The following is a 25731-nucleotide window of genomic DNA, read 5'->3' as shown; positions in this document are numbered from 1 at the left end:
GAGGCCCCATTCGAGATGATCCGCCGTCCATGAACGTCCTCGGCATCGAAACGACCTGCGACGAGACCGCCGCCTCCGTGGTCGCCCCCGGCGAGAACGGGCGCGGGCGCATCCTCTCCAACGAGGTGCTGAGCCAGATCGCCGAGCACGCGGCCTATGGCGGCGTCGTTCCCGAGATCGCGGCCCGCGCCCATGTGGAGGTGCTCGACCGGCTCATCGACCGGGCTTTGGGCAGCGCCGGCCTGACCCTGGCCCAGGTCGACGGCATCGCGGTGGCGGCCGGGCCCGGCCTGATCGGCGGCGTTCTCATCGGCCTCGTCACGGCCAAGACCCTGGCGCTGGTGGCGCGTAAGCCCCTGATCGCCGTGAACCACCTGGAGGCGCATGCGCTGACGGCGCGGCTCACCGACGGCATCGGGTTCCCCTACCTTCTGCTCCTCGCCTCCGGCGGGCACACCCAGCTCGTGGCGGTGCGGGGGGTCGGCGATTACGTCCGCCTCGGCACCACCATCGACGACGCCATCGGCGAGGCCTTCGACAAGGTCGCCAAGCTCCTCGGCCTCGGCTATCCGGGCGGCCCCGAGGTCGAGCGCCTGGCCGAGACCGGCGATCCGGAGCGCTTCGCCCTGCCGCGGCCGATGCTGGGGCGGCGTGAGGCCAACTTCTCCCTGTCCGGCCTGAAGACCGCCCTGCGGATCGAGGCGGAGAAGCTGGCGCCGCTCTCCTCCGTCGACGTCGCCGACCTCTGCGCCGGCTTCCAGGCGGCGGTGGTCGACGTGGTGGTCGACCGCCTGCGGGTGGCGATGCGCGACTTCGCCTCCGTGGCCGGCCATCCCACCGCCCTGGTGGCGGCCGGCGGGGTGGCGGCCAACGGCGCGATCCGCCGGGCGCTCACCACCCAGGCCGGCGAGGCGGGCCTCGCCTTCGTGGCGCCGCCCCTGGCCCTGTGCGGCGACAACGGCGCGATGATCGCCTGGGCGGGTATCGAGCGCCTGCGCCTCGGCCTCGTGGACGACCTCACCGCGCCGGCCCGCGCCCGCTGGCCCTTCGCGGAGCCGAAGGCGGTTGCCTGAGGCCGCGCGGCTGCGCTGGCGCGACCTCGTCGAGCGACGCCTGCCCGAGGCGGCCCGCCCGGACTGGCCGGTGCACCGCGACCATTGCTTCGCGCGCATCCTCCTCGACAACACCTGCGGCGGCCCATGGCGCGAGAGCGTGCCGGCCCCGGCCTGGGCGAACCTGCCCCTTGGTCAGCTCGCCGCCGCCACCGAACTCGGCGAGGCGGTCCTCTTCGGCCGGGCCGACCTGCGCGCGCTGAACCGGCGCTCGTTGGCCCTGCGCGGCAAGCTGCGGGAGGCCGACGCGGTGGCGCCGCCCGAGGGCCTTCGCGACGGAAACCTCCTGTTGCGGCCCTGGCAGGCGGGCGACGAAGCGCGCTTTGCCGCCCTCAACGCCGACCCGGAGGTCATGCGCCACTTCCCCGCCACCAAGGACGCGGCCGCGAGCCGGGCCGAGGCGCGGACCTGTGCCCGGCGCTTCGCGGTGGACGGCTTCGGCCCCTGGGCCGTCACGGTGGAGGGACGCGGGTTCGTCGGGATGATCGGCGGCGCGCGTCTCCTGCGGCCCATGCCGTTCCCGGGCGGCGAGCGGCCGGGCGAGACCGTCGAGATCGGCTGGCGCCTGGCGCGCGAGGCCTGGGGCCACGGGATCGCCACGCGGGGGGCTCGCCTCGCCCTCGCCGACCTGTTCGGCCGCTGCGGCCTCTCCGAGGTCGTCGCCTTCACGGCCGAGGGAAACACGCCCTCGCGCCGGGTGATGGAGCGCCTCGGCATGCGCCCGGAGGGCGGCTTCCCGCATCCGGCCCTGCCGCCGGGGCATCCGCTGCGTCCGCATCTCCTGTATCGTCTGCGGGCGGACCACGTCACATCGCGAGGGACCAGCGCATGAAGCGGATCGGAGTCGTCGGCGGCGGTGCCTGGGGCACGGCGCTGGCCAACGCGGCCGCCGCGGCCGGGCACGACGTGACCCTGTGGCTGCGCGACCCGGAGGCGGCGGCGCGCCTGCAGGACACCCGCGAGAACGCCCGCTACCTGCCCGGTGTGCCCCTGCACCCCCGCATCGCCGTCACCGCCGGAGCTTCCGACCTCGCCGAGGCCGGGACGGTGCTGATGGTGACGCCGGCCCAGACCCTGCGCGGGGTTCTGGCCGACCTGGGCGCCGCCTTCGCGCGCCAAGCCGCCATCGTGCTCTGCGCCAAGGGGATCGAGCGCGGCACCGACGCCTTCATGAGCGAGGTCGCGGCCGAACAGCTGGGCGCCGCCGCCCCGGTGGCGGTCCTGTCCGGCCCGAGCTTCGCCGCGGACGTCGCCCGCAACCTGCCCACCGCCGTGACGCTCGCGGCGGCGGATGCGGGTCTCGCCGCGCGCTTGGCCGGCACCCTCTCGGGGCCGACGCTCCGGGTCTATCACACCGACGACGTGCGCGGCGTCGAGATCGGCGGGGCCGGCAAGAACGTCCTCGCCATCGCATCGGGCATCGTTGCCGGACGCGGTCTCGGCGAGAGCGCCCGGGCCGCGCTGATCGCCAGGGCCTTCGCCGAACTCATGCGCTTCGCCCGGGCCTATGGCGGCCGGCCGGAGACGCTGATGGGCCTGTCGGGCCTCGGCGACCTGGTGCTCACCGCCTCCTCGCCGCAATCGCGCAATTTCGCCTTCGGCCAGCGCCTCGGCGCGGGGGGCTCGCCCGAGGCGGCCGCCGGCGGCAAGCTGGCGGAGGGCGCCTTCACGGCCGCCGCCCTGGTCGACCTCGCCCGCGCCCGGGGTATCGAGATGCCGGTGGCCGAGGCGGTGGCCGCCATCGTCTCGGGCGGCGCCAGCGTCGACGGCGTCATCGCCGCCCTGCTGGCGCGGCCGCTGCGGGGAGAAGCCGAGTGAGCCAGCACCCCATCCGCGCCTTCCTGACCGGCTCCGGCAACGACGGGGCCGGGCGCCGCCTGAGGGAGATCCTCGCCTTCGACGACGCCCATATCGAGGGCGTGCACGACTTCATCCAATGGTGCTTCCCCCTGCACGAGGCGAGCCTCGCCGTACCCGGCGCGCCGGTGCTGAGCCGGGCCGAGGCCGAGGCGATCCGCGCCGATCCGGCCGCCCTGTCGGGCCTGCGCGCCGCCCTCGGGCGGATGACCCGCTTCTATGCCGAGACCGACGGCTGGCTGCGGCCGCACGACCATAATCATCTACGCATCACCCGCATCCTCTCGGCCCTGTCCGATCTCCTGGGGCCCGAGGCGGCGGCCGAGTTCCACGCCTTCGTCACTGCCCGGAACGCGAAGGCCGGCGCCCCGATCAACGCCACGAGCCTGCGCTACTGGGAGGCCGCGCTCCGGGGGGCCTGACGGCCACGCTTGGCCGGTGCTATGGAGCCGGCGTCTCTGGAGAAGCGCATGGCCTACTGGCTCTACAAGTCCGAGCCCTCGACCTGGTCCTGGGAGCAGCAGGTCGCCGCGGGCGGCGCCGGCACGCACTGGAACGGCGTGCGCAACCACGTCGCCAAGAAGCACCTCATGGCGATGGAGGTGGGCGAGCGCGGATTCTTCTACCACTCCAACGAGGGCAAGGCGGTGGTGGGCATCGTCGAGGTGATCCGGCCCTACTACCCGGATGATTCCGACGCGACCGGCCGCTTCGGCATGGTCGATCTGCGCGCCGTCGAAGCGCTGCCCCGCCCCGTGACCCTGGAGGCGATCAAGGCCGAGCCGCGCCTCGCCGCCATGGTGCTCGCCAACAATTCCCGCCTCTCGGTCCAGCCCGTGACGGAGGCCGAGTGGGCGGTGGTGCGCGCGATGGGCGGCCTCGGCTGAGCCGCCGTCCGCTCAGCCCTGGCGCTGCGCCTGCGTCACCGCCAGGTGGATCAGCTCCGCGAGGGTGCGCAGGCCGAGCTTCTGGCGCATCATCGAGCAGGCGTTGGTGATGGTCTTGTAGCTCACCGACAGGTCGCTCGCGATGGCGCCGTAGGACTTGCCCTGCGCCAGGCGCTGCAGGATCTGCAGTTCGCGCGGCGTCAGCTGGGTCTCGGGCGTGCGCTTCGGGTCGGTGCGGAGCATCGCGACCTCGGTGGCCAGGCGCGGATCGAGGTAGGGGCGGCCGGACCGGACCCGCTCGAAGGCCTCGAAAAGCTCGCCGGAGGCGTGGTCCTTGAGCACGTAGCCGAGGGCTCCGGCCTCCAGGGCCCGCGCGACGATGACCGGATCGTTGTGCATGCTGAAGACGAGGATGCGCACCGCCCGGTTGGCGTCGCGCATCCGCCGGATCAGTTCGAGGCCGGCGAGGCCGCTGCCCTGGAAGGTCAGGTCGCAGATCACCGTCCCGGGACGCAGGCGCAGGAAGCTGCGATAGGCCGCGACCACGCTGGTGGCCTCGACGATCCGCTCGATCCCCGCATCCTCGAGCACCCGCCGGCAGCCCTGGAGTACGATCGGGTGATCGTCGATGACGAGGGTCGGCGCCTCGGTGGTGGTGGCGATCGCGTTCATGCGCTGGGAATCGGACTCGTGTCGACGTCCCGCTCATCATCGAGCGGAATCATGATCCGGACAACCGCGCCGGGCTGATCGTTGTCAAGCATGAACGTGCCCCCGAGGGCTTCCACACGCTCCCGCATCCCCGAAAGACCGAGTCCGAGGCTGTGACCGGTCGGAATGCCGGTGCCGTCGTCGCGGATGGCGAGGCGCAGGACCCGCCCGGCGGTGGTGGCCTCGTCCCGCACCTGGACGGTGACGTTCCGCGCCCCGCCGTGCCGCACCGCGTTGGTCATGCTCTCCTGCATGCAGCGGAATACGGTCAGGTCGGTCACGTCGCCGTAGCCGCGGGCCAGGCCCTCGAAGCTCCCGGCGAAGCGCGTCCCGGTGTGACGGCGCCGGAAATCGCGCAGCAGCAGATCGAGGCATTCCGGCAGGGGCACCTGCCCGAGGGCGTGCGGCCGCAGCCGGTTGAGGAGGTCGCGGTTCCGGGTCTGGACCTGGCCGACGATGCTGGCGATGTCCTGGGCGCGCTGCTTCAGGCGCGCCCGGTCCGGCGGCGCCTCGGCCTCGGCCATGCGGACCACCGAGGCGGCGGTCGCTTCCAGGGCGAAGAGGCAGGGGCCGAACTCGTCGTGCAGCTCCAGGGCCGTGCGGCGCCGCTCGTCGTCCTGTGCCGACAGGAGCTGGCGGTTGAGCCGCCCGTTGGCGGCCCGCGTCTCCGCCAGGGCCTGGGCCACCCGGTTGAACCGGGTGGCGATGGCGGCGAGTTCGCGCGAGGCCGGCGGTTCGAGCCGGACGGTGTAATCCTGCTGCTCCAGCTGGATCAGCCCCTCGGCGAGGTCCGTCAGCGGCGCCAGGACGCGGCCGAACGCCACCGTGAGGGCGCCGAGCAGCCCCAGGCTGAGGCAGAGGCTGGCAAGCGAGAGCGACAGGGTATAGACCCAGACCTCGTCGATCTCGTCGTGCGGCTGAGTGGTGATGCGGGCGGTGCCGATGCGCCGGCCCTGCGCCACGATCGGCAGGTCGTGCTCGCGGATCGCCGGGGCGATCAGGGCCGCGAACCAGGCCGGCGCCGCGTGCGGGTCGTGCCGGACCCGGCCGAGGCCGCCGGTGACGACCTTGCCGGCGTCGTCCAGCACCGTGACGCGGACGTGGCGCAAATCGTGGATGCGCAGGTTCAGGGTCTGGAGGATGCCGGCGGGCGGCCCCGCCTGGGCGAGGTCGATGGTATCGGACACCAGAAGCTCGACATTCGTCATCGCGGCCTGCATCTCGACCTCGACGGCGGAGCGGGCGTTGACGACGATGACTGCGCACGAGACCAGGGCGGCCAGGACATCGATGGCGAGGACCAGCACGATCATCCGGGTCCGCGTCGGCCACGACGCCCAGAGCGACCGGCGGCCGGCCTCCGCCGACGCCGCGGGCGGGGCGCCGTTGCGGTGGGGCAGGCCCCATCGGGATCGGGCTGCGGAGGCGGCGTCGTGAGGCATGGCGACTCGGGTGGCGGCCGTCGGGGAAAGCGTGCGCGGTCGTCGCCCCGTGTGTAGCGAACCCGACGCCGAATGGCAGCGTCCCGATTCGGTTTCGGGCCTCGTGGCCGGAGCCCTGGCCGATCCGGAGACCACCTGGACGATGGGGGGATTCGGCGCGCTCGCCGGCGTCGGGCGCCGCGGCGATCAGGTCGTCGCCGCTCCGGCGGACGGCCGCCTCGGCTGGATCACCCCGTTCGGCGGGATCGCCCTCGCGCCGGCGGAGGCGATTCCCGTGGCCTACGAGACCGCCTTCACCGGCGGCTGGAGCCACGCCGTCGCCCTGTGTCTGCCGATGGCGCTCTGCCCCCGGACGGGGGCGGGGCCGATCCGCGCCGCCGGATGCGACGACGGGGCCCTGCGCCCGCGGAATCTTGGGGATAAGTGGTTCGACCTCGGCCTCGACCTGCCGCAGGGCCGCCTGTTCCTGCGTTCCGCCGACCCGGACGCGCTCGCGCGCCTCGCCGCCCTGGCCGGACGGACTGCCGCACACGATCCCGAGGCGGTTTCGAGCCTGATGGCCGCCGCGGACGTGGTCGTCACCACGCCCCTCGGCCGGATCGAGGTCTATGCCGGCGCGGACCCGCAGTCGGGTGGCCCGCGGGCCTTCCTCGACCCGAGGATCCTGGCCCTGGGCCGCACCCACGCCGCCACCGCCCCGATTCCCACCGGGCTGGTGCCCGTCGCCCAGTTCACGCCGCCGCATCCCTGCCGGGACGGGCAGGGCCGGCCCCGCCCCTTCGATCATCGGACGCATGCCGCCTTCCAGGCGATGCTGACCCGCTGGGGCGACCCGGAGCGGGTCCGCCTCAAGGCGCGCCTGGTCGCGGGCGAGCCCTTCGCGCCCATGACGGCGAATCGTGCGACGCGCGCCGTCTCGCGCCTCGTTCACGTCCAGGCTGCGGCGGCGGCGAATCAGGACGGGACCAAGTCCTGCCCAGACACCTCGCGTTAAACCTGTTGGATCTATTCAGATTCGTGACGCGTCTGATCCGAGCCTGTTCAAGGATTGGGTTAAGGACATCTTCATGCCCCATTGCGGCGCCTCTTTCGTTACACGCAGGCGTCGCCCCTTGGGCCTCGTCGCGCCGGTCGTGCCCGACCAGCGCCGCGTGATCGACCCGCAACGGTCAATCCGAACCTCTTGAAGCGTGCGAGATGTCTGAGACCCTGATGTCCGTGACGATCGATCCCTCCGAGACCCGGCGCCCCGTCGCGCCGGCGCCGCGCCCGTCCCGGGTGAAACTCCGGGTGGTGCTCCTCTCCGGCGCCGGCATCCTGGGCCTTGCCGGCTTCACCGCCTTCGCCTTCGCGACCCTCGGCAACCTCGCGGGGCCGCAATTCACCCGGCCGACTCTCGCCACGGCGTCCGCGACGCCCGCCAGTCTCGGACACAACGCCTCCGAATGGCCGGACCTGCGCGATGGCGTCCCGGCCCTCGCGCCGGCGAGGCCGAAGTCCGTCGCGGCCGCGCCGGATCAGCCGTCCGCGGCTCCGACGGCCGAGCGTCCGCCGGCCGCGGTCGCCCCGCCCGCGGCGCGGGTCGCCGAAGTGAGGCCCCTGGAAGTCAGGACCGTGGACGCGAAGCCCATCGGCGTGACGGTCGCCGAAGCGCGGCCGCCCGCGGCGCGGGCGCCCGAGGCGATTCCGGTCGAGAAGCCGGCGGCGGTGCCTGTCGCCGCGAAGCCGGCGCGCCTGCCGCCGATCGAGAGCGCCGCGGTGCTGCCGCCGGCGCGTCCGGCCTCGCTGGTCCCGGTGACGCGCACCGCCACCCTGATCGCGCCGCTGCCCAACGAGACGACCCGGTCGCGGGCGACGAACGGCACCTTCACGGCCCTGACGCCGGAAGCGCCGAAGCACAGCCCGGTCGCCAAGGCGACGGAGACCAAGCCTTCGGTCGTCAAGTCTTCGAGCGTCAAGACTTCGGTCGGCAAGCCCGTTGTTGCCAAGCCTCTCGTTGCCAAGGCACCGAGCGGCACGCCGGAGACTGCGTCGGCGCCCCCGGTCGCGCAGGCGGAGCCCGAGCCGGAGCAGACGGAATTCCTGGGCGTGAAGGTGCCGTCGCTCGCCCCGGCCGGCCGCAAGATCGCCGAGAGCGTCGAGGCCCTCGGCAATGCGGTGAAGAACCTGCCCGATCACTTCTAGCGCAAGCGCCCGGCTTCGGGCGCCCTTCGTCGGATCGGAGCGCCCGGCTTCGGGCGCCCTTCGTCGAGGTGGAGCGCCCGGTTTCGGGCGCCCTTCGTCGAGGTGGAGCGCCCGGTTTCGGGCGCCCCCGTCCGGTCAGCGCGCCCGGCTGGCGCGGGGCTTCTTGGCGATCTCGCGCTCGTGGCGCGCGCCCCGCGGGCTCTTCAAGCCCTTGGGTCCCTTCTCCTCGCGGGCCGGCTCCTCGTCGAGGATCGGTTCAACCTGGATCTCGGGCGAGCCGTTCTTGGCGAAGGTCTGGGCGAAGCGCGAGGCGGCTCCGCCCCGGACCTCGAACTTCGTCTCGCGATCGAAGATGCGGATCGCGCCGATCTCCTGGCGGCCGATATTGCCGCGCCGGGTCAGCATCGGCAGCAGGCGGCGCGGATCGGCGTTGTCGCGCCGGCCGAGGTTGAGCCGGAACCACACGGCCGGGCCCTGGGCGTCGATGCGGTCCACGTCGGCGGGATCGTAGACCGGGCGCGACTTGCGCTCGGGGCCGGCGCCCGGATCGGTGACGTCCTCGGGGGCGGGCAGGCGGGAGCGGTAGATCCGCGCCAGAGCCGCGGCGAGTTCCTGGGGCGTGCGCTGCGCCATCAGGGTCTCGGCCATGGCCACGTCTTCCTCGGCCGGCTCCTCGGTGAAGATCGGATCCTGCCACATGCGCTCGCCGTCGAGGCGACGGATCTCGTCGGCGGTGGGCGGGCCGGCCCACTCGAACGAGACCTTGGCGATCATGAGCATCTGCTCGGCCCGGCGCCGCTTCGAGGCCGGGATCAGCAGGAGGCTGGTGCCCTTGCGCCCGGCGCGGCCGGTGCGGCCGGAGCGGTGCTGCAGCACCTCGGCATCGTGCGGCAGGTCGGCGTGGATGACGAGGCTGACGGTGGGCAGGTCGATGCCGCGCGCGGCGACGTCGGTGGCGACGCAGACCTTGGCCCGGCCGTCGCGCAGCGCCTGGAGGGCGGCGTTGCGCTCGCCCTGGCCGAGTTCGCCCGAGAGGGCCACGGCCGAGAAGCCGCGCTCGGTGAGCACCGCCTGGAGGTGGCGCACCGCGTTGCGGGTGTTGCAGAAGATGATCGCCGTCGGCGCATCCATGAAGCGCAGGGTGTTGACCACCACGTGCTCCAGCTCGCGCGGCACCACGCGGATGGCCTTGTAGGTGATGTCCGCGTGGCCGCGCTCCTGGCCCTTCACGGCGATGCGCAGGGCGTCGTTCTGGTAGCGCTCGGCCAGGGTCGCGATCGCCTTCGGCAGGGTCGCGGAGAAGAGCAGCGTACGCCGCTCCTTCGGGGTCACCGAGAGGATGAATTCCAGGTCATCGCGAAAACCCAGGTCGAGCATCTCGTCGGCCTCGTCGAGGACGACGGCGCGCAGATCCTGCGTCGCGAGGTTGCGGCGCTCCAGGTGGTCGCGCAGGCGACCCGGAGTGCCGACGACGATGTGGGCGCCGTCGTTGAGCTGGCGGCTCTCGCGGCGCGGGTCCATGCCGCCGACGCAGGAGATGACGCGGGCGCCGGTCTCCGCATAGAGCCAGGACAATTCGCGCTCGACCTGCAGCGCGAGCTCGCGCGTCGGGGCGATGACGAGGGCGAGGGGCGCGCCGGCGGGGCCGAAGCGCTCGGCGTCGCCGAGCAGGGTCTCGGCGAAGGCGAGGCCGTACGCGACGGTCTTGCCCGAGCCGGTCTGGGCCGAGACGAGGAGGTCACGGCCTTGCGCGGCCGCCTCGATGACGGCGCTCTGGACGGGCGTCGGGTCTTCGTAGTCGCGCGCGGTCAGCGCTCGGGCGAGCGGGGCCGGCAGGGTGGGGAAGGGCACGGTGACGGAAGCCTTAGCGGGCAAGCAGGCGGAGAACCCGCCGGGGAGCCGTCGCGACGGACGCGATCCTCTCCAAACCGACGTGATTCCGGCCTCGAACGGTTACGGATGGCGTCTCTTGTAGCCGGAACTGCGGCGCAGCGCCATGACCGCGGATGCATGCCCCTCCACCCCTGGGCGCCCGGACCCGCAGCGGACGCGCCTCGTGTTGTGTTCCCCGTGCCTCTCGTGCTCATCTCCGGCCCGTCATGGATATCCTCGTCGTCGGTGCCGGAATCGTTGGACTCGCCGTGGCCCGTGCCCTCGCGCGCCGGGGCCATGCCGTCATCGTGGCCGAGGCCGAGGGGGCGATCGGCACGGGCATCTCGGCACGCAATTCCGAGGTGATCCATGGCGGAATGTACTATCCGGCGGGCTCCCTGCGGGCCCGTCACTGCGTCGCCGGCGCGGCCATGCTCGCGGCCTTCTGCGACAGCCACGGCGTTGCCACCCGGCGCTGCGGCAAGCTCATCGTGGCCACCGCGGACTCCGAGCGCGACGCCGTCGCGGCGCTCAAGGTGCGCGGCGACGCCAACGGGGTTCCGGATCTGGCGCTCCTCGACGGGGCCGAGGCCCGGACCCTGGAGCCGAACCTCGCCTGCGTGGCGGCGCTGCACGCGCCCGGCACCGGGATCGTCGACAGCCACGGGCTGATGCTGGCGCTCCAGGGCGACCTGGAGGATGCCGGAGGCGCCATCGCCTTCGACAGCCGGGTGACGCGGATCGCCCGGACGCGCACGGGCTGGAGCGTCACCGTCAACGGCGAGGCCCTGCCGTTCGAGGCCGTGGTCAACGCCGCCGGCCTCGGGGCCCAGGGGGTCGCCGGCGCGGTCGAGGCCTATCCCGCCGCGCGCATCCCACGCTTGGTCCTGGCGAAGGGCAGCTATTTCGGCTGTACTGGTCGGCCGGCCTTCTCGCGGCTGATCTATCCGGCGCCCGTCGAAGGCGGTCTCGGGATTCACCTGACCCTCGATCTCGCCGGCCGCATGCGTTTCGGCCCCGATGTCGAGTGGGTGGAGAGCCTGGACTATCGGGTCGATCCCGCCCGGGCCGATGCTTTCGCCCGGGCGATCCGGCGCTACTGGCCCGGCCTGCCCGACGGGGTGCTGACCCCGGACTATGCCGGCATCCGCCCGAAACTGACGGGACCGGGCGAGCCCGCCGCCGATTTCCGGATCGACGGCCCGGCCGAGCACGGGCTCCCCGGCCTGGTCCACCTCTTCGGCATCGAGAGCCCGGGCCTGACCTCGAGCCTGTCCCTGGCCGAGGAGGTCGCGGATCGGCTCGTCGGGGGCTGAGCGAAACGGCGCACGAGCCCGCGACGCTGCCGAGCGGGCCGCCCGCGCCAGCCCCGTCGCCGCGACGGCAGTCGATTCGCTCGACGCTGTGGCCTTGCCCCGCTGCAATCGTCGCCCGCTTCCACGCGCCCGCCCGCGCGCCCTGACCACCGGCACCATGCCTCGGGGCCTGGGGCATGCGTCCGGCCGCGACCGTCGGGACGCGGCCGCGGCCGAATTCGTTGCGGCGGGGAGGGGCGACTAGCGCGCGGGGACGAAGCGCAGCGTGCCGGCCAGCCGGCTCGATCCGCCGGTGTCGTTCGGGTGGTTGACGCCATCGACCACCGGGACCTCGGCGAAGTCGAAGGGACTGAGCCCGTCGAGGCAGGCGACGTTGACGCCGTACTGGTCGGGATTCGAGCGGCGCTGGTGGTGCGTGTAGATCCCGCAGCGCGAACAGAAGAAGTGCTGCGCCACGCCGGTGTTGAAGCGATAGCGGGTCAGCAGGTCCGCGCCCTGCAGGATCTCGACGCCGCCGGTCTCGGCCGAGACGACGACCGCCCCCCGCATCCGGCAATACGAGCAGGTGCAGCGCCGGACCGTGTCGAGACCCTCGCTCAGCGTCGCACGGAACCGGACGCCGCCGCAGTGACACTGCCCCTCGCGCTGATCGAGCTGCGCTGACATGGTGTCTTCCTCCGTCTGCCGAGACCTTCCAGGTCCGTGATCCGTGGCGGGACCGGGTCGGCCCGCGCCCCGCGATGGCAACTCAGCCGCCGAAGCGCTCGGTCCGGACGCGGGCGGGGTCCACCCCGGCGTCGAGGAGGAGGTCCGCCACCGCCCCGACGAAGGGATTGCCGCCGCAGAGATAGGCATGGCGCGGCGGTCCGAGCCGGTCCAGCGCCTCCGCGATCATCGCCGCGTCGACCCGGCGGCCGCCGGCGCGGGTCAGGTTGAGCATCAGCTGGAAGTGCGGTTCGTCGCGGGCGCGCACCGCCAGCTCCTCGGCGGCGATGATCTCGCCGGCGTCGCGCACGGAATAGAGGAGGAGGGCGGGTACCGCCGGCGCCGTCGCCGCGCGGTGGCGCAGCATCGACAGGAGGGGAACCACGCCCGACCCGCCGCCCGCCAGGAGAAGGGGCCCGCCATCCTCGGGGCGCCAGACGAAGGAACCGCCGATCGGGCCGCGCAGCTCGATCGTGTCGCCGACCGCCGCCACCGCGTCGAAGAAGCCCGAGACCTCGCCGTCCGGCAGGCCCTCGATCAGCAGTTCGATGGTGCCGTCGCCGTCCGGTGGCGAGGCGATCGAGTAGCTGCGCTGGGCCTGGTAGCCGTCCGGGGCGGTGAGGCGCACGTCGACGTGCTGCCCGGCCAGCAGCGGCCGATCGAAGGCGACCCGGAAGCGGTAGCTCTTCACCCGCCGCGTCACCGGCCGGATGGCCGTGAGGATCGCGGTCTGCCAGGGGAGGGGGCCCGGGGCGGGATCAATCACCGGTGAAGCGCTGTTCGCGCCAGGGATCGCCGTACATGTGGTAGCCGCGCAGCTCCCAGAAACCGCCCTCGTCCCGCTGGGTGAAGCGCAGGCCCTTCACCCACTTGGCGCTCTTCCAGAAATACAGGTGCGGTACCAGGAGCCGGGCCGGGCCCCCATGGTCCACCGGGATCGGCGCGCCGTCGTAGTGGGTCGCCACCATGCCCTTGCCGCCCGTCAGGTCGGCGACGGGCACGTTGGTGGTGTAGTCGTCGTAGCCTTCGGCGAGCAGGAAGGCGCTCGGCGCCGCGATGCCGGCATCGGCCAGGAGGTCGTCGAAGCGCACGCCCTCCCAGGCGGTGTCGAACTTCGACCACTTCGTCACGCAGTGGATGTCGCCGCCCCAGCGGCTGCGGGGCAGGGCGTTGAAGGCGTCCCAGCTCCAGCTCTTCAGGGGCCGCGACCCCTCGCGCAAGGTGAACGACCAGGTCGCGAGGTCGATGCGCGGGTTGGGGCCGATCTGGAGCACCGGGAAGTCCTCGGTGAGGTACTGGCCGGGGGGCAGACGCTCGCGGGTCGCCTCGGGCGGCTTGCGCCCCGTGAAACCTCGTGTGCTCATGCTCCCCTCGCGCTCGTCGGACCGTTCGCGGCGACCGTGGCTCGACGATCAGCCCGCGCGCAGGCTAGCATTCCCTCAGCGATCGCGCAGCACCAGCCACAGGGCGTGAATGGTGCCCGGCAGCACGCCCATCAGCGTCAGAAGGATGTTGAGAAGGAACTGCAGGCCGATGCCCGTGGTCATGAGGACCGCGATCGGCGGCAGGAAGATCGCGAGGATGATGCGGACGAGGTTCGACACGGTCACTCCGGGTAGGCGGCGCGCGCGGAAATGCGATCGCAACCGCCCAACCGCAACGGGATCGTCGCGGCCAGGTTCCCCCGCCGGGCCGACGGGAATTTCAGTTTCTTAATCTCTGCGTCCCCAGGATGGTCTGGACATTGCCGAAGGACGGACCGCGCAGGAATTCCGCGTATGATCGAAACCCTCATGCGCGATATCGAGCAGGTGGTCCGCTCCGGCGGCCTGCTCCAGCGCGGACGGGTGCTGCAACGGCTGTCGATGCTCTTCACGGAGCGGGCCGCCGGGCTGCGCGAGGCGCAGGTGGAGGTGTTCGACGCGGCGATGCTGCCCCTGGCCCGCGCGGTCGATGGGGCCGCCCGCGTCCTCCTGGCGGACGGCTTGGCGGATGTGCGCAACGCACCGTGTGCCGTGGTGCGCGACCTGGCCTTCGATCCGGATATCGCGGTGGCCCGGCCCGTCCTTCAGCGCTCGCCGCGCCTCGACGAGGCCGACCTCGTCACCGTCTCCGAATCGCGGGGGCAGGAGCACCTGCGGGCCGTTGCGCAGCGGCCGACGCTCGGCGAGCGGGTCACCGACGTCTTGGTGGCCCGCGGCGACCGGCAGACGGTGCACGTGGTCGCGGGCAATGCCGGCGCGCAATTCTCCGGCGCGGCCTACACCACGCTCGGGGAACGGGCCCGTGGCGACGCCGTCCTGCGGGCCATGCTGGTGACCCGCGCCGCGCCGCGGGGACAGCCTGCGGCGTTGGCGGCCGGCCTGCGGGGGAGCCAGACCCTTCCGCGCGCGACGGATGCGGATGAACGGCGCATCGACGACCTGGTCCGGGCCGGCGACCTCGACACGGCTTTGGCCGAGGTCGCGCGCCTCGCCGCGGTGTCGCCCGCCTTCGCCCGGCGTGCCTACGATGCGGCGGACCACGATCCCCTGCTGTTTCTCCTGCGCTCGATCCGCCTCGGCTTCGGAACCCTGAAGCTGTTCCTGCGGACGAAAACCGGCCCGGTGCGGCCGCCCGAGGCCTGGACCGGGATCCAGAGCGCGTTTCAGGCCCTGTCGGTGACCACGGCGCAGCGCGTGGTCCGCCTCTCGGCGCAGGCGGGCGGCGCGCCGGACGCGCGGGATCCGTCGGGCCCGGGCCGCTGATCCGGGGGCCCAAGTGCTCGTCGAGCTCCTCCACCTCCTCGTCACGCCGGTGCCCTTCGCCCATCGCCGGAGGGGCCACCTGCGCGAGAGCGTCCTGCTGATGTCCCGGGGGCGTCGCTGCCGCAGCGCCTGGGCCCCCCATCTCGCCGCGGCGCGGGCCGCGATCCTGGATGCCTGCGACGGGCTTCCGCAGCGGCGCGTCGCCGTGGTGCTCGGCTCGGGCCTCCTCCAGGATGTCCCGCTCGCGGACCTCGCGGCGCGCTTCGCGCGCGTCGACCTCGTGGATGCCGTCCATCTCTGGCCGGCCCGCCTTCGGGCGCGGGCTCATCCCAACGTCCGGCTCGTCACCGCGGACCTCGCCCTCCGAACCGATCGGCCCGATCCTTTGGCCGCCCTGTGCGGCGGCGCGGACGTCGACTTCGTGGTCTCGGCCAATCTCCTGTCGCAGTTGCCGATCCTGCCCCTGGACCGGCCCGGCTTCGTGCCGCCGGATCTCGGAAACCGGATCGTCCGGGCCCATCTCGACGGCCTCGCGGGATTGCGGGCCCAGGTCTGCCTGGTCACGGACGTGGAACAGATCGAGGAGGACCGGACCGGACGCGTGACCGAGCGGCTCGACCTGCTGCACGGGGTGCGCCTGGGGACGCCCGACCGGCGCTGGACCTGGGACCTCGCGCCCTTCGGCGAGGCGACGCGCCACCGTCGGCTGATCCATCGGATCGAGGCCTTCCTCGACTGGCGCGGCCCCTAGAAACGCGAAGAAGCCGCCCGATGGGGGCGGCTTCCAGTCGGTTCGCGCAGTGGGACCGCGCTTACTCGGTGACCGGTGTCGGATCGTCGGCGCCGACGACACTGTCCGAACCCTCGAACCGGGCGCGGCGGCGGCGGCGGGGCTTGGGGGCCGGTGCACCGTCATCCTGTGCCGCCGAGGTCGAGTCCTCGGGAGCGTCGTGCTGTCCCGCCGGCTCGGCGACGGGAACCGGACGCGGCGGCGTCATCAGGAAGGCGGGCAGGGCGGCCACGTCCTCGGCCGGACCGGCGGCATCCCGCTCGTCGCGGCGTCGGCTGCGCCGGGGCGGCGCCTCGTTCGCGCGGGCGGCCCGGGGCGCGTCCTGGCGACCAGATTCCTGGCGCCCGGATTCCTGTCGTCCGGAATCCTGGCCACCGAACTCACCGCGCGGGGCCTCGTTCACCGGACTCTCCGTGCGCCCGTTCTCGTAACGGGGCGCGTCGGAGCGGGCCGGGGCGGGACGGAAATCCTGTCGCGGCTGATCCTGACGATTGTAGTCCTGGCGAGGGCTCTCCTGACGAGAACTGTCCTGGCGAGGGCTTTCCTGGCGATTCTGGTCCGCCCGGAAATCCTGGCGGTTGCCGTCTTGCCGGTTCGAGTCCTGCCGGTTCGAATCCTGTCGCGTGTAATCCTGCCGGCTGCTGTCTTGCCGGCTGTTGTCTTGCCGGTTGCCGTCCGGGCGACTGAAGTCGTCGCGACGGTTGTTATAGTCGGGCCGGTTGCCGTCGCGCTGATTGTCGAAGCGCTGCGGACGGTCGCCGCGATTGGCGAAGCGGTCACGGCGGTTCTGACGGTTGCCGTCCGAACCCGAATCCTGCCTGTTCGAATCCTGCCGGTTGTAGTCCGAGCGGGCATTCTCGGGGCGGGACTCCGGGCGTGCGTCCTGCCGGGGCTCGTACGCCGTCGGCTGAGGCTGCTGGCTCGGGTCGCCGTAATCCTCGTTGTAGGAATTCGCGCCGTAGCTCGAGGCCGCGTAGCCCTGCGGGGCGCCCTGGCCCTCGTCGTCCCCCTCGTCGCCCTCGTCGTCGAAGCCGCGGGCGTAACCGCCGACCTGCTGACGGGTCTGTTCCTGGGCGCCGGAGATGATCCGGAAATAATGCTCGCCGTGCTGGAAGTAGTTCTCTGCCGCCACCGGGTCGCCGCTGGCCTGCGCATCGCGCGCGAGCTGGGCATACTTGTCGGCGATGTGTTGGGCGGTGCCGCGAATCTTGACGTCCGGTCCGTTGGACTCGTAGGAACGCGTAAGCGGATTGGGACCTTTGGGGCGGTTGCGACCGCGCATCCGTCTATTCTGGTTTGGTCTCATCGGTCTCGATTGACCCTCGTTCGTCTCGGAGCGTCTGATGATGCGGCGGGTTCCAGGCGGCCATGACGCGGCCTGTCCTCAGGCTCGTCGCTGGCGCCGCGTGATCCGGGTCCGGTGTGTCCGTGATCGATTTCGCCGTGCTTGCCGTCTCTGTCCGTTGACCAAGGCGCGCTCTGAGCGTCCAGGCGTCCTTCGGTTTTCAGGCACGAAGTTGACCAAGCTCCTGCGCCTCTGCCCGCGCGCGCCAGCCTGATCGTGGGGGGACCGTCTAAGAGCGTCGCGGACCAAAGCCGCCACCCGTCTTACCACGACCCATCTTAATGGATCGTTCGCGATCTGCCTTGGACATTAGCGGCTCGCCGAGGGGGCAACAAGCGTTTTCTGCCTCGATACATCCAACGGGCGCAGTTTTTTCGCGTTTCCCGCAGGATTTTCGGGTCGACGTCCGCTCAGACCGGTCCGAAGCGGACGACGCGGGCGTGCCCGGCGAGATCGTGATGACGCACGGCGGGGGCGAGCCCGGCCTGCGTCCCGAGCATCCCGACGGCCTCGGCCTGATCGTAACCCACCTCGAAGGCGAGCGCGCCGCCGGGGGCGAGGCGGACCGGCCCGACGCTGAGGGCCTCCACGATGCTCCGATAGGCCCCGAGTCCATCCGGGCCGCCGTCGAGGGCCGCCATCGGGTCGTGACCCCTGACTTCGAGGTCGAGCCCACGGATCGTGTCGCGGGCGATGTAGGGCGGGTTCGACACGATGAGGTCGAAGGCCCCGCCGAGACCCGCGGTCCAGTCCGCGCAGACGAAGGCCGCTCGGGTTCCGACGCCGTTCCGCACCGCATTCGCGCGGGCCTGGACGAGGGCCGCGTGGGAGCGGTCGAGGCCGATGCCGGTGGCGTTCGGCAACTCGCTCAGCAGCGCCACGAGGATGCAGCCGGAGCCGGTGCCGAGGTCGAGCACCCGCAGCGGGCGCCCGCGGTCGGGATGCAGGGCGAGGGCGGCCTCCACCAGGGTCTCGGTGTCCGCCCGCGGGACGAGGGTCTCGGGTGCCAGCCCGAAGGGCAGGCCCCAGAATTCCCAGGCGCCGACGATCCGGGCCACTGGCTCGCCGGCGACGCGTCGCGCGACGGCCCCTTCGAGCGTCGCGGCCCCCTCCGGGCCGAGGGGCCGGTGGCCCCGCAGGATCAAGTCGGTCGCGCTGAGCCCGAGGAGGTCGAGCAGGAGGAAGCGGGCGTCGCGCGCCGGCAGGCCGTGGGCGGCGAGCGCCTCGCTCATGCGCCGCAGGGCGTCGGTGCGGCTGAGCCCCGGGTCGAGGCGCATCGGCTCCGGCCCGTCCACGGAGCTCAGGCCATGCCCTCGGCGGCCAGCAGCTCCGCCTGGTGCTCGGTGACGAGGGCGTCCACGAGCTCGTCCAGCGCCACGCCGGCCAGGACCTCCTCGAGCTTGTACAGGGTCAGGTTGATGCGGTGGTCGGTGACGCGGGCCTGGGGAAAGTTGTAGGTGCGGATGCGCTCCGAGCGGTCGCCGGAGCCGACCTGCGACTTGCGGTCGGCGGCCCGGGCCGCGTCCTTGGCGGTGCGCTCGGCGTCGTAGAGCTTGGAGCGCAGCAGCGACATCGCCCGGGCGCGGTTCTTGTGCTGCGAGCGCTCCTCCTGGACGAAGATCACGATGCCGCTCGGCATGTGGGTGATGCGGATGGCCGATTCCGTCTTGTTGACGTGCTGTCCGCCGGCGCCCTGCGAGCGCATGGTGTCGATCTTCAGGTCCGCATCGTTGATGACGATGTCGACCTCCTCGGCCTCGGGCAGCACCGCCACGGTGGCGGCGGAGGTGTGGATGCGCCCCTGGGTCTCGGTATCCGGCACGCGCTGCACCCGGTGGGCGCCGCTCTCGAACTTGAGGCGCGCGAACACGCCCTTGCCCTTCACCTCGGCGATCACCTCGCGATAGCCCCCGACGGTGCCCTCGCTCTCGGAGATCACCTCGACCTTCCAGCCCTTGGCGTCGGCGTACCGGCCGTACATGCGGAAGAGGTCGCCCGCGAACAGGGCCGCTTCGTCGCCGCCGGTGCCGGCGCGGATTTCCAGGATAGCGCTCTTCTCGTCGGCGGAATCCTTCGGCAGCAGGATGAGCTGGAGCGCCCGGTGCGCCGCCTCCAGCCCGGCCTCGGCCTCCGGCTTCTCGTCGGCCGCGAGCGCCCGCATCTCGAAATCGCTGCCCGGCTCGTCGATCAGCGCCTCGATGTCGGCGAGGTTCTGCGCCGCCGCGCGATAGGCGTGGATGGCGGCGACGACGCCCTCCAGCTCCGACAGTTCGCGCGACAGCTGCACGAAGGTGTCGGAATCCGCCGAGCCGGCGCTCAGCGTGGCGGTGACGATGTCGTGGCGCGTCAGGATCGCGTCGAGACGCTCTGCAGGAATGGGGGTCATCGCCCGTGGAAAACTCTCATCTGAACAAGGGCTCGTCGGGCCGGAGGCCGGGTCGACGACGGGGCCGCGGCACGACCCATGGAAATAGGCACGCCGACGCTAGATGGGCACACCCTGCGCCTTCGCGAAGGCCGCGAGGGCGGGGCGGAGGGTGGCGCCGTCTCCGGCGCGGGTCAGTTCGGTGTCGAGCAGCGCCGCCACCGCCTTGACGTCGAGGCCCAGCACCATGGCCTTCACGGGGCCGATGGCGGCCGGCGACATCGAGAGGGCCCGGAATCCGAGGCCGATCAGCGCCATGGCCTCGAGGGGACGCCCGCCGATCTCGCCGCAGACGGTGACGGGGCAGCCGGCGGCGGCGGCGCGCTCGGCGATGACGCGGAAGGCGCGCAGGGCCGGGACGCTCAGGGTGTCGAAGCGGTCCGCGACCCGGCGGTTCTCGCGGTCGACGGCGAACAGGAACTGCATCAGGTCGTTGGAGCCCACCGACAGGAAGTCGGCGGCCCTGGCGATCTCGTCGATCTGGAACAGGAGGGAGGGGACCTCCACCATCACGCCGAGCTTGCAGTCGCTCGGCAGGGCATGGCCGTGCCGGCGCAGATGCGCCTTCTCGCGCTCGACGATGGCCTTGGCGCGGGTGAACTCGTCCACCGTCGCCACCATCGGGAACATGATCTTCAGGGGCCGGCCGCCGGAGGCCTTGAGAAGGGCGCGGAGCTGCACCCGCAGCAGGGCCGGCCGGTCGAGGCCGATCCGGATCGCCCGCCAGCCCAGGGCTGGGTTCTCCTCCTCGAGGGCCGGCATGTAGGGCAGGATCTTGTCGCCGCCGATGTCGAGGGTGCGGATCGTGACGGGCAGGTCGCCGGTGGCCGCGAAGACGGCCTCGTAGAGCGCCTGCTGCTCGGCGGCCGAGGGCATGCGCTGGGCCACCATGAACTGCAGCTCGGTGCGGAAGAGGCCGATGCCGTCCGCGCCCGTCTCGTGCAGGTGGGTCAGGTCGATGAGGAGGCCGGCGTTCAGCTGCAGGCCGATCGTCGTCCCGTCGAGGGTGACGGCCGGCACGTCGCGGAGCGCCCGGTACTGCTCCTGCCGGCGGGCGCGCAGGCGCACCATCTCGGCATAGGCCGCCTCGATCTCCGGACCGGGCCGGACCTGGATCTCGCCGGTGGCGCCGTCGACGATGATCGCGTCCCCGGCATCGCAGAGGGCGGTGGCGTTGGCGATCTCGCCCACCGCCGGGATGCCCAGCGCCCGGGCCACGATGGCGATGTGGCTCGTCGGCCCGCCTTCCTCCAGCACGACGCCCCGGAGCGCCGTGCGGTCGTAGTCGAGGAGGGCGGCCGGACCCATCGAGCGCGCCACCAGGATCGCGTTCTCGGGCAGGACGCGCTGCGCGCCGTTGCCCTCGGCGCCGATCAGCGTGCGCAGCAGGCGGTTCGCCAGGTCGTCGAGGTCGTGCAGGCGGTCGCGTAGGTACGGGTCGCTCTGGCGCATCATCCGGGCGCGGTTGTCCGACTGGACGCGCTCGACGGCGGCCTCGGCGGTGAGGCCCGAATGCACGGCCTCGCGCATCCGGCGCAGCCAGCCCTTATCGTGCGCGAACATGCGCACCGTTTCCAGCACCTCGCGGGATTCGCCGGTGCCGATGCTGTCGCCGCGTTCGACGAGGTCGTCGATGGCCGAGCGCACCTCGCCGATGGCCTGTTCCAGGCGCTCGACCTCGCGCTCGACGTTCTCGGCGATGAGCTGCTTGATGACGATACGCGGCTCGTGCAGCACCACGTGTCCGAGTCCGATGCCGTCGGCGAGGGCCACGCCGCGCTGGCTCACCGGGCGGCGCGCGGCCGAGCCGGCCCCCGGCGCCAGTGCCTGCAGCTCGCCCGAGGCGATCATCTCCGAGAGCACCATCGCGGTGGTCTGCAGCGCCTCGATCTCCTCCTCGGAATAGACCCGGTAGGTCTTGTTCTGGACGACGAGGACGCCGAGGGTGTTGCCGGCGCGCAGGAGCGGCACGCCCAGGAAGGCGTGATAGGCCTCCTCACCCGTCTCCGGCCGATAGGAGAAGGCCGGGTGGGACTGGGCGTCGGAGAGCGACAGCGGCTCAGCGGTCTTGGCGATGAGGCCGACGAGGCCCTCGTCGGCCCGCAGCCGGGTCAGGTGGACCGCCTCGCGGTTCAGACCCTCGGTTGCAAACAGTTCGAGAATGTTGTCATCGCTGAGCACATAGACCGAGCACACCTCCGCGATCACGTTGGCGGCGATCAGCGTGACGATGCGGTCGAGACGAGCCTGTGGACTGACCGGCTCCGCCATCGCTTCGCGGAGGCGGCGCAGAAGCAGGCGCGGGCCTCCGGGCGCAGCGGGCATGGTCTCCTCGATCCGGCTTCGGCCTCGTGTCCGGTTGGCGCGCAGGCGTTCGCGCGCCCCGGGTCTTCAGGCCTGGTCGAGGCCGTATAGCGAGTGGAGCGTGCGAACGGCAAGCTCCGTGTAGGCGGCATCGATCAGCACGGAGAACTTGATCTCCGAGGTGGTGATGGCCCGGATGTTGATCCCCTTCTGCGCCAGGGCCCGGAACGCCTTGGCGGCGACGCCCGCGTGGCTGCGCATGCCGACGCCGATGGCCGAGACCTTCACCACGTCGGTGGCACCCTCGATCTGCGCGAATTCGATCGCGCCGCTCTGCGCGTCGAGGATCTTGCGCGCCCGGTCGTAATCGGCCGACGGGACCGTGAAGGTCATGTCGGTGGTCGATTGGTCGCCCGACACGGTCTGGATGATCATGTCGACGTTGATGTTGGCGTCGGCCAGCGGTCCGAAGATCGCGGCGGCGATGCCGGGGCTGTCCTTCACGCGACGAAGCGTGATCTGCGCCTCGTCCCGGGAGAAGGCGATCCCGGTGATGATCTGCTGTTCCACGATGTCGTCCTCGTCGCAGATGAGGGTGCCGGGCCGGGCGTTGTCCGGCGGATCGAAGCTGGAGCGCACCGTGGTCGGCACGCGATGGACCATGGCGAGCTCGACCGAGCGGACCTGCAGGACCTTGGCGCCCAGCGACGCCATCTCCAGCATTTCCTCGAAGGTCACGCGCTCCATGCGCTGGGCCTTCTGCACCACGCGCGGATCGGTGGTGTAGACGCCGTCGACGTCGGTGTAGATGTCGCAGCGCTCGGCGCCGATGGCGGCGGCGATGGCCACCGCGCTGGTGTCGGAGCCGCCGCGGCCCAGGGTGGTCACCCGGCCGGTGGCCTCGTGCATGCCCTGGAAGCCGGCGATGACCGCGACCTCCCCGCGCCGGAAGCCGGCATCGAGGCGGGCGCCGTCGATGCCCTCGATCCGGGCGGAGCCGTGGGCGTCCGAGGTCAGGATCGGGATCTGCCAGCCCTGCCAGGAACGGGCCTTGATGCCGTTCTTCTGCAGGGCGATGGCGAGCAGCCCGGCGGTGACGAGCTCGCCGGAGGCGACCACCGCGTCGTACTCGGCCTCGTCGTAGATCGCGTTCGCGTCCTTGACCCAGGCGACGAGTTCGTTGGTCTTGCCGGACATGGCCGAGACCACGACGGCCACGTCGTAGCCGGCGGCGACCTCGCGCGCCACGTGGGCCGCCACGTTGCGGATGCGCTCGACATTGGCGACGGACGTACCGCCGAACTTCATCACCAGACGGGGCATGTTCTCACCAGACGGAGCCTGTCGCGCCCGCGACGCGTCGCTTGAGCCGGGGATCGAGCGTGACCTCGGGATTCGGCGGGCCGCGGGACGGATTTCCCGGAACCCGCACGGCCTGCCGCGTCGCTTGGCTGCTGTACCGGACAGGGCTTCGGCGGGTACAAGGGCCGCCCGGGCGTGTCAACAATGGGACGCGCCCACCTCGCACGAGACATGCCGAGACGATGACCGGACCCACAGGCGCCTCCATCGACCGCGACGAGGTCGCCCGCTTCGAAGCCATCGCGGCGACCTGGTGGGACGAGGCCGGACCGATGCGGGTGCTCCACCGCTTCAACCCCGTCCGCCTCGCCTATATCCGCGACACGGCCTGCCGGCATTTCGGACGGGACCGCAACGCGCCCTTCGCCCTGGAGGGGCTGACCCTGGTGGATATCGGCTGCGGCGGCGGCGTCCTGTCCGAGCCCCTGGCGCGCCTCGGCGCCCGGGTCACCGGACTCGATCCGGCACCGACCAACGTCAAGGTGGCGCAGGCCCATGCCGACGCCGAGGGCGTGCCGATGGATTACCGCGCCCGCACCATCGAGGATGTGGTGGCCGGGGGCGAGCGCTTCGACATCGTGCTCGCCATGGAGGTGGTGGAGCACGTGGTGGACATGCCGGCCTTCGTGGCGCAGGCGGCCCGGGCGGTGAAGCCCGGCGGCCTCCTGTTCGCCGCCACCCTCAACCGGACCTTGCGCTCCTTCGCGCTGGCGATCGTCGGGGCCGAGTACGTCCTCGGCTGGTTGCCCAGGGGCACCCATGACTGGGAGAAGTTCGTGCGGCCCGACGAGCTCGCCCGCGCCGTCGAGGCCGGCGGCCTCATCGTCACCGACACGACCGGGGTGGTGCTCAATCCCCTGGACGGCTCGTGGCGGGCGAGCCGCGACACGGCCGTCAACTACATGATCACGGCGCAGCGCCCCGGCGCATCCGGGCCCCCGGCCGCAGGTGGGCATTCGGCCTGAACCTTCGGGCGCGCACGCGGTTGGTCGGCGTACCCCGTGGGAGACCGACCTTGCTCGAAAAGATTCCGCACGCCGTGGGCGCCGCCCTGTCCGGCCTGAAGGCCGGGCTCGACAAGACCGCCTACCGGACCACCTTCGCCACCGTGCCCGAGGGCCTCGGCCTCACCAGCCTCGCCTTCGCGGACGGGACGGCGATGCCGGCGCGCTTCACCGCCGACGGGGCCGGCGCGTCACCGCCCCTGGCCTGGACCGGCCTGCCCCCCGGCACGGCGCGAATCGTCCTCCTCTGCGAGGATGCCGGCAGCCCCACGCCGAACCCGTTGGTCCACCTGATCGCCTGGAATTGCGATCCCGGCGCACCCCTGGCGGAGGGCGCGGCGAGCCAGGCCGAATCCGGCCTCGACCTCGGCAAGAACAGCTTCCTCAAGCCGGGCTGGCTGCCGCCCGACCCGCCCACCGGCCACGGTCCGCACGCCTACCTGTTCCAGGCCTACGCCCTCGACGGGGCGCTGGCGCTGCCCGAAGATCCCGGCCGCGGCGCGCTGCTGGAGGCCATGGCGGGGCGCGTCCTCGCCAAGGGCTGCCTCGTCGGAACCTACGAACGCCCCTGACGGCGTCGACCGCTTGCGCGGGCGGCTCCGTCGGTGCAAGCGCCGATACGACGACCAGGGGAGGTTTGAGCATGAAGGCGCTGCTGTGTACCCATCTCGGAGGTCCGGAGGATCTGGACCTCGCCGACCTGCCGGACCCGGTGGCCGGTCCCGGCGAGGCCGTGGTGCGCATCACCCTGGCGGCGCTCAACTTCTTCGACACCCTGATCATCGCCGGGCGCTACCAGGTGAAGCCCGAGTTGCCGTTCTCGCCGGGCGGCGAAGCCTGCGGCGTCATCGAGGCCCTGGGCGAGGGCGCCGAGGGCTTCGCGGTGGGCGACCGCGTCATCGTTCACCAGAAATACGGCACCTGCCGCGAGCGGATCGCCGTCGCCACCCGGCACCTCACGCCGGTGCCGGCCGGGGTCTCGGACGCGCAGGCCGCCGGGCTCACCATCACCTATGGCACGTCGCTGCATGCCCTGCGCGACCGGGCCCGCCTGCAGCCCGGCGAGACCCTGGCGGTGCTCGGCGCCTCCGGCGGCGTCGGGCTCGCGGCGGTGGAACTCGGGGCGATCATGGGCGCGCGTGTCATCGCCTGCGCGTCCTCGCCCGAGAAGCTGGCAACGGCGCAGGCCCATGGCGCCACGATGGCGGTGGATTACGCCGCCGAGAACCTGCGCGAGGCCCTGCGCACGCTGACCGCGGGGGCGGGCGTGGACGTGATCTACGACCCGATCGGCGGCGACTACGCCGAGCCGGCCCTGCGGTCGCTCGGCTGGAAGGGCCGCTACCTCGTCATCGGCTTCGCGGCCGGCGACATCCCGCGGATTCCGCTCAACCTGGCGCTCCTGAAGGGCATCGACATCCAGGGCGTGCACTGGGGCGTCTTCGTCGAGCGCGAGCCGGAGGCGCACCGGGCCAACCAGGAGCAGCTTCTCGCCTGGGTGGCGGAGGGGCGCCTCACCGCGAAGGTCCACGGCGAATACCCCCTCGCCGATTACGAGGAGGCCCTCGGCATCCTCAAGCGGCGCGAGGCCGTCGGCAAGGTGCTGCTGCGGCTGTGAGGGGAGGTCGCCCGAGCGGTTCGGCGGCCCGCCTCCCTCGGCCCGCGAAG

The 25731-nt window shown here is 72.3% G+C and carries 25 protein-coding genes; 13 read left to right on the top strand and 12 right to left on the bottom strand.

The window, feature by feature from the left end; all coding sequences use genetic code 11:
* The first annotated feature begins 29 nt into the window (after positions 1-29).
* The 5 genes from tsaD to AC6EUL_RS10345 are packed head-to-tail and all read left to right on the top strand — an operon-like array spanning position 30 to position 3856.
* A complete protein-coding gene (gene tsaD, locus AC6EUL_RS10365) occupies positions 30-1073 on the top strand; it encodes a tRNA (adenosine(37)-N6)-threonylcarbamoyltransferase complex transferase subunit TsaD (RefSeq protein WP_056269787.1) in 1044 nt (347 codons plus the stop codon).
* Positions 1066-1944, top strand: a complete 879-nt coding sequence (locus AC6EUL_RS10360; protein ID WP_056350446.1) for a GNAT family N-acetyltransferase — start codon at positions 1066-1068, stop codon at positions 1942-1944. The genes tsaD and AC6EUL_RS10360 overlap by 8 nt, the downstream gene beginning before the upstream one ends.
* A complete protein-coding gene (locus tag AC6EUL_RS10355; RefSeq protein ID WP_499870025.1) occupies positions 1941-2930 on the top strand; it encodes an NAD(P)H-dependent glycerol-3-phosphate dehydrogenase in 990 nt (329 codons plus the stop codon). The genes AC6EUL_RS10360 and AC6EUL_RS10355 overlap by 4 nt, the downstream gene beginning before the upstream one ends.
* The gene (locus tag AC6EUL_RS10350; RefSeq protein ID WP_056382465.1) at positions 2927-3391 is read left to right on the top strand and encodes an opioid growth factor receptor-related protein; all 465 of its coding nucleotides are present in this window, start codon (positions 2927-2929) and stop codon (positions 3389-3391) included. The genes AC6EUL_RS10355 and AC6EUL_RS10350 overlap by 4 nt, the downstream gene beginning before the upstream one ends.
* Before the next feature lie 48 nt (positions 3392-3439).
* The gene (locus AC6EUL_RS10345; protein WP_056217054.1) at positions 3440-3856 is read left to right on the top strand and encodes an EVE domain-containing protein; all 417 of its coding nucleotides are present in this window, start codon (positions 3440-3442) and stop codon (positions 3854-3856) included.
* Positions 3857-3868: 12 nt separating this feature from the next.
* Here AC6EUL_RS10345 and AC6EUL_RS10340 read toward each other — a convergent pair whose 3' ends face one another.
* Both AC6EUL_RS10340 and AC6EUL_RS10335 read right to left on the bottom strand, forming a co-directional pair.
* Positions 3869-4528, bottom strand: a complete 660-nt coding sequence (locus AC6EUL_RS10340; protein ID WP_056350441.1) for a response regulator — start codon at positions 4526-4528, stop codon at positions 3869-3871.
* A complete protein-coding gene (locus AC6EUL_RS10335; protein WP_499870024.1) occupies positions 4525-6009 on the bottom strand; it encodes an ATP-binding protein in 1485 nt (494 codons plus the stop codon). Before AC6EUL_RS10335 ends, AC6EUL_RS10340 begins: the two co-directional genes overlap by 4 nt.
* A 49-nt stretch (positions 6010-6058) precedes the next feature.
* Between AC6EUL_RS10335 and AC6EUL_RS10330 the strand changes: the two genes are divergently transcribed.
* Both AC6EUL_RS10330 and AC6EUL_RS10325 read left to right on the top strand, forming a co-directional pair.
* A complete protein-coding gene (locus AC6EUL_RS10330) occupies positions 6059-7003 on the top strand; it encodes a DUF6925 family protein (RefSeq protein WP_499870023.1) in 945 nt (314 codons plus the stop codon).
* 203 nt (positions 7004-7206) lie between these two features.
* Positions 7207-8193, top strand: a complete 987-nt coding sequence (locus tag AC6EUL_RS10325) for a hypothetical protein (RefSeq protein WP_499870022.1) — start codon at positions 7207-7209, stop codon at positions 8191-8193.
* Between the two features lie 135 nt (positions 8194-8328).
* Here AC6EUL_RS10325 and AC6EUL_RS10320 read toward each other — a convergent pair whose 3' ends face one another.
* Entirely contained in the window at positions 8329-10044 is a 1716-nt protein-coding gene (locus AC6EUL_RS10320) for a DEAD/DEAH box helicase (RefSeq protein ID WP_056269986.1), read from the bottom strand.
* 248 nt (positions 10045-10292) lie between these two features.
* Between AC6EUL_RS10320 and AC6EUL_RS10315 the strand changes: the two genes are divergently transcribed.
* Complete coding sequence (locus AC6EUL_RS10315) at positions 10293-11381, top strand: NAD(P)/FAD-dependent oxidoreductase (protein WP_499870021.1); 1089 nt, start codon at positions 10293-10295, stop codon at positions 11379-11381.
* Between the two features lie 240 nt (positions 11382-11621).
* Here AC6EUL_RS10315 and AC6EUL_RS10310 read toward each other — a convergent pair whose 3' ends face one another.
* The 4 genes from AC6EUL_RS10310 to AC6EUL_RS10295 all read right to left on the bottom strand — a co-directional run bounded on the left by AC6EUL_RS10310 (position 11622) and on the right by AC6EUL_RS10295 (position 13690).
* On the bottom strand, positions 11622-12047 hold the full coding sequence (locus tag AC6EUL_RS10310; RefSeq protein ID WP_056269757.1) for a GFA family protein: 426 nt from the start codon (positions 12045-12047) through the stop codon (positions 11622-11624).
* Between the two features lie 82 nt (positions 12048-12129).
* Entirely contained in the window at positions 12130-12852 is a 723-nt protein-coding gene (locus tag AC6EUL_RS10305) for an FAD-binding oxidoreductase (protein WP_499870020.1), read from the bottom strand.
* The gene (locus tag AC6EUL_RS10300; RefSeq protein WP_056269752.1) at positions 12845-13450 is read right to left on the bottom strand and encodes a sulfite oxidase-like oxidoreductase; all 606 of its coding nucleotides are present in this window, start codon (positions 13448-13450) and stop codon (positions 12845-12847) included. The genes AC6EUL_RS10305 and AC6EUL_RS10300 overlap by 8 nt, the downstream gene beginning before the upstream one ends.
* Before the next feature lie 75 nt (positions 13451-13525).
* Positions 13526-13690 carry a YqaE/Pmp3 family membrane protein gene (locus tag AC6EUL_RS10295; RefSeq protein ID WP_082487210.1) on the bottom strand — a complete coding sequence of 55 codons (165 nt, stop codon included), beginning with the start codon at positions 13688-13690 and terminating at the stop codon, positions 13526-13528.
* Between the two features lie 174 nt (positions 13691-13864).
* Between AC6EUL_RS10295 and AC6EUL_RS10290 the strand changes: the two genes are divergently transcribed.
* Entirely contained in the window at positions 13865-14833 is a 969-nt protein-coding gene (locus AC6EUL_RS10290) for a DUF2336 domain-containing protein (RefSeq protein WP_499870019.1), read from the top strand.
* A 13-nt stretch (positions 14834-14846) separates the two neighbouring features.
* Positions 14847-15584: a hypothetical protein gene (locus AC6EUL_RS10285; protein WP_499870018.1), complete on the top strand. Its 738-nt coding sequence runs from the start codon at positions 14847-14849 to the stop codon at positions 15582-15584.
* Between the two features lie 61 nt (positions 15585-15645).
* Here AC6EUL_RS10285 and AC6EUL_RS10280 read toward each other — a convergent pair whose 3' ends face one another.
* The 5 genes from AC6EUL_RS10280 to AC6EUL_RS10260 all read right to left on the bottom strand — a co-directional run bounded on the left by AC6EUL_RS10280 (position 15646) and on the right by AC6EUL_RS10260 (position 23020).
* Positions 15646-16905, bottom strand: a complete 1260-nt coding sequence (locus AC6EUL_RS10280) for a DUF4167 domain-containing protein (RefSeq protein ID WP_499870017.1) — start codon at positions 16903-16905, stop codon at positions 15646-15648.
* 473 nt (positions 16906-17378) lie between these two features.
* A complete protein-coding gene (gene prmC / locus AC6EUL_RS10275) occupies positions 17379-18245 on the bottom strand; it encodes a peptide chain release factor N(5)-glutamine methyltransferase (protein ID WP_499870016.1) in 867 nt (288 codons plus the stop codon).
* A gap of 23 nt (positions 18246-18268) precedes the next feature.
* On the bottom strand, positions 18269-19354 hold the full coding sequence (gene prfA / locus AC6EUL_RS10270) for a peptide chain release factor 1 (RefSeq protein WP_499870015.1): 1086 nt from the start codon (positions 19352-19354) through the stop codon (positions 18269-18271).
* A 99-nt stretch (positions 19355-19453) separates the two neighbouring features.
* Entirely contained in the window at positions 19454-21718 is a 2265-nt protein-coding gene (gene ptsP / locus AC6EUL_RS10265; protein ID WP_056350418.1) for a phosphoenolpyruvate--protein phosphotransferase, read from the bottom strand.
* 66 nt (positions 21719-21784) lie between these two features.
* Positions 21785-23020 (bottom strand): aspartate kinase, encoded by a 1236-nt coding sequence (locus tag AC6EUL_RS10260; RefSeq protein ID WP_499870014.1) that lies wholly within the window; start codon positions 23018-23020, stop codon positions 21785-21787.
* A gap of 221 nt (positions 23021-23241) precedes the next feature.
* Between AC6EUL_RS10260 and ubiG the strand changes: the two genes are divergently transcribed.
* From ubiG to AC6EUL_RS10245, 3 genes are all read left to right on the top strand, one after another.
* Complete coding sequence (ubiG, locus tag AC6EUL_RS10255; protein ID WP_499870013.1) at positions 23242-24024, top strand: bifunctional 2-polyprenyl-6-hydroxyphenol methylase/3-demethylubiquinol 3-O-methyltransferase UbiG; 783 nt, start codon at positions 23242-23244, stop codon at positions 24022-24024.
* A gap of 50 nt (positions 24025-24074) precedes the next feature.
* On the top strand, positions 24075-24635 hold the full coding sequence (locus AC6EUL_RS10250) for a YbhB/YbcL family Raf kinase inhibitor-like protein (protein ID WP_499870012.1): 561 nt from the start codon (positions 24075-24077) through the stop codon (positions 24633-24635).
* Between the two features lie 71 nt (positions 24636-24706).
* Positions 24707-25681, top strand: coding sequence for an NADPH:quinone oxidoreductase family protein (locus tag AC6EUL_RS10245; protein ID WP_499870011.1), 975 nt, complete (start codon positions 24707-24709; stop codon positions 25679-25681).
* The last annotated feature ends 50 nt before the right edge of the window (positions 25682-25731 follow it).

The sequence above is a fragment of the Methylobacterium sp. 001424705 genome (assembly GCF_059816145.1).
This window is presented reverse-complemented; position numbering and strand designations above follow the sequence as displayed.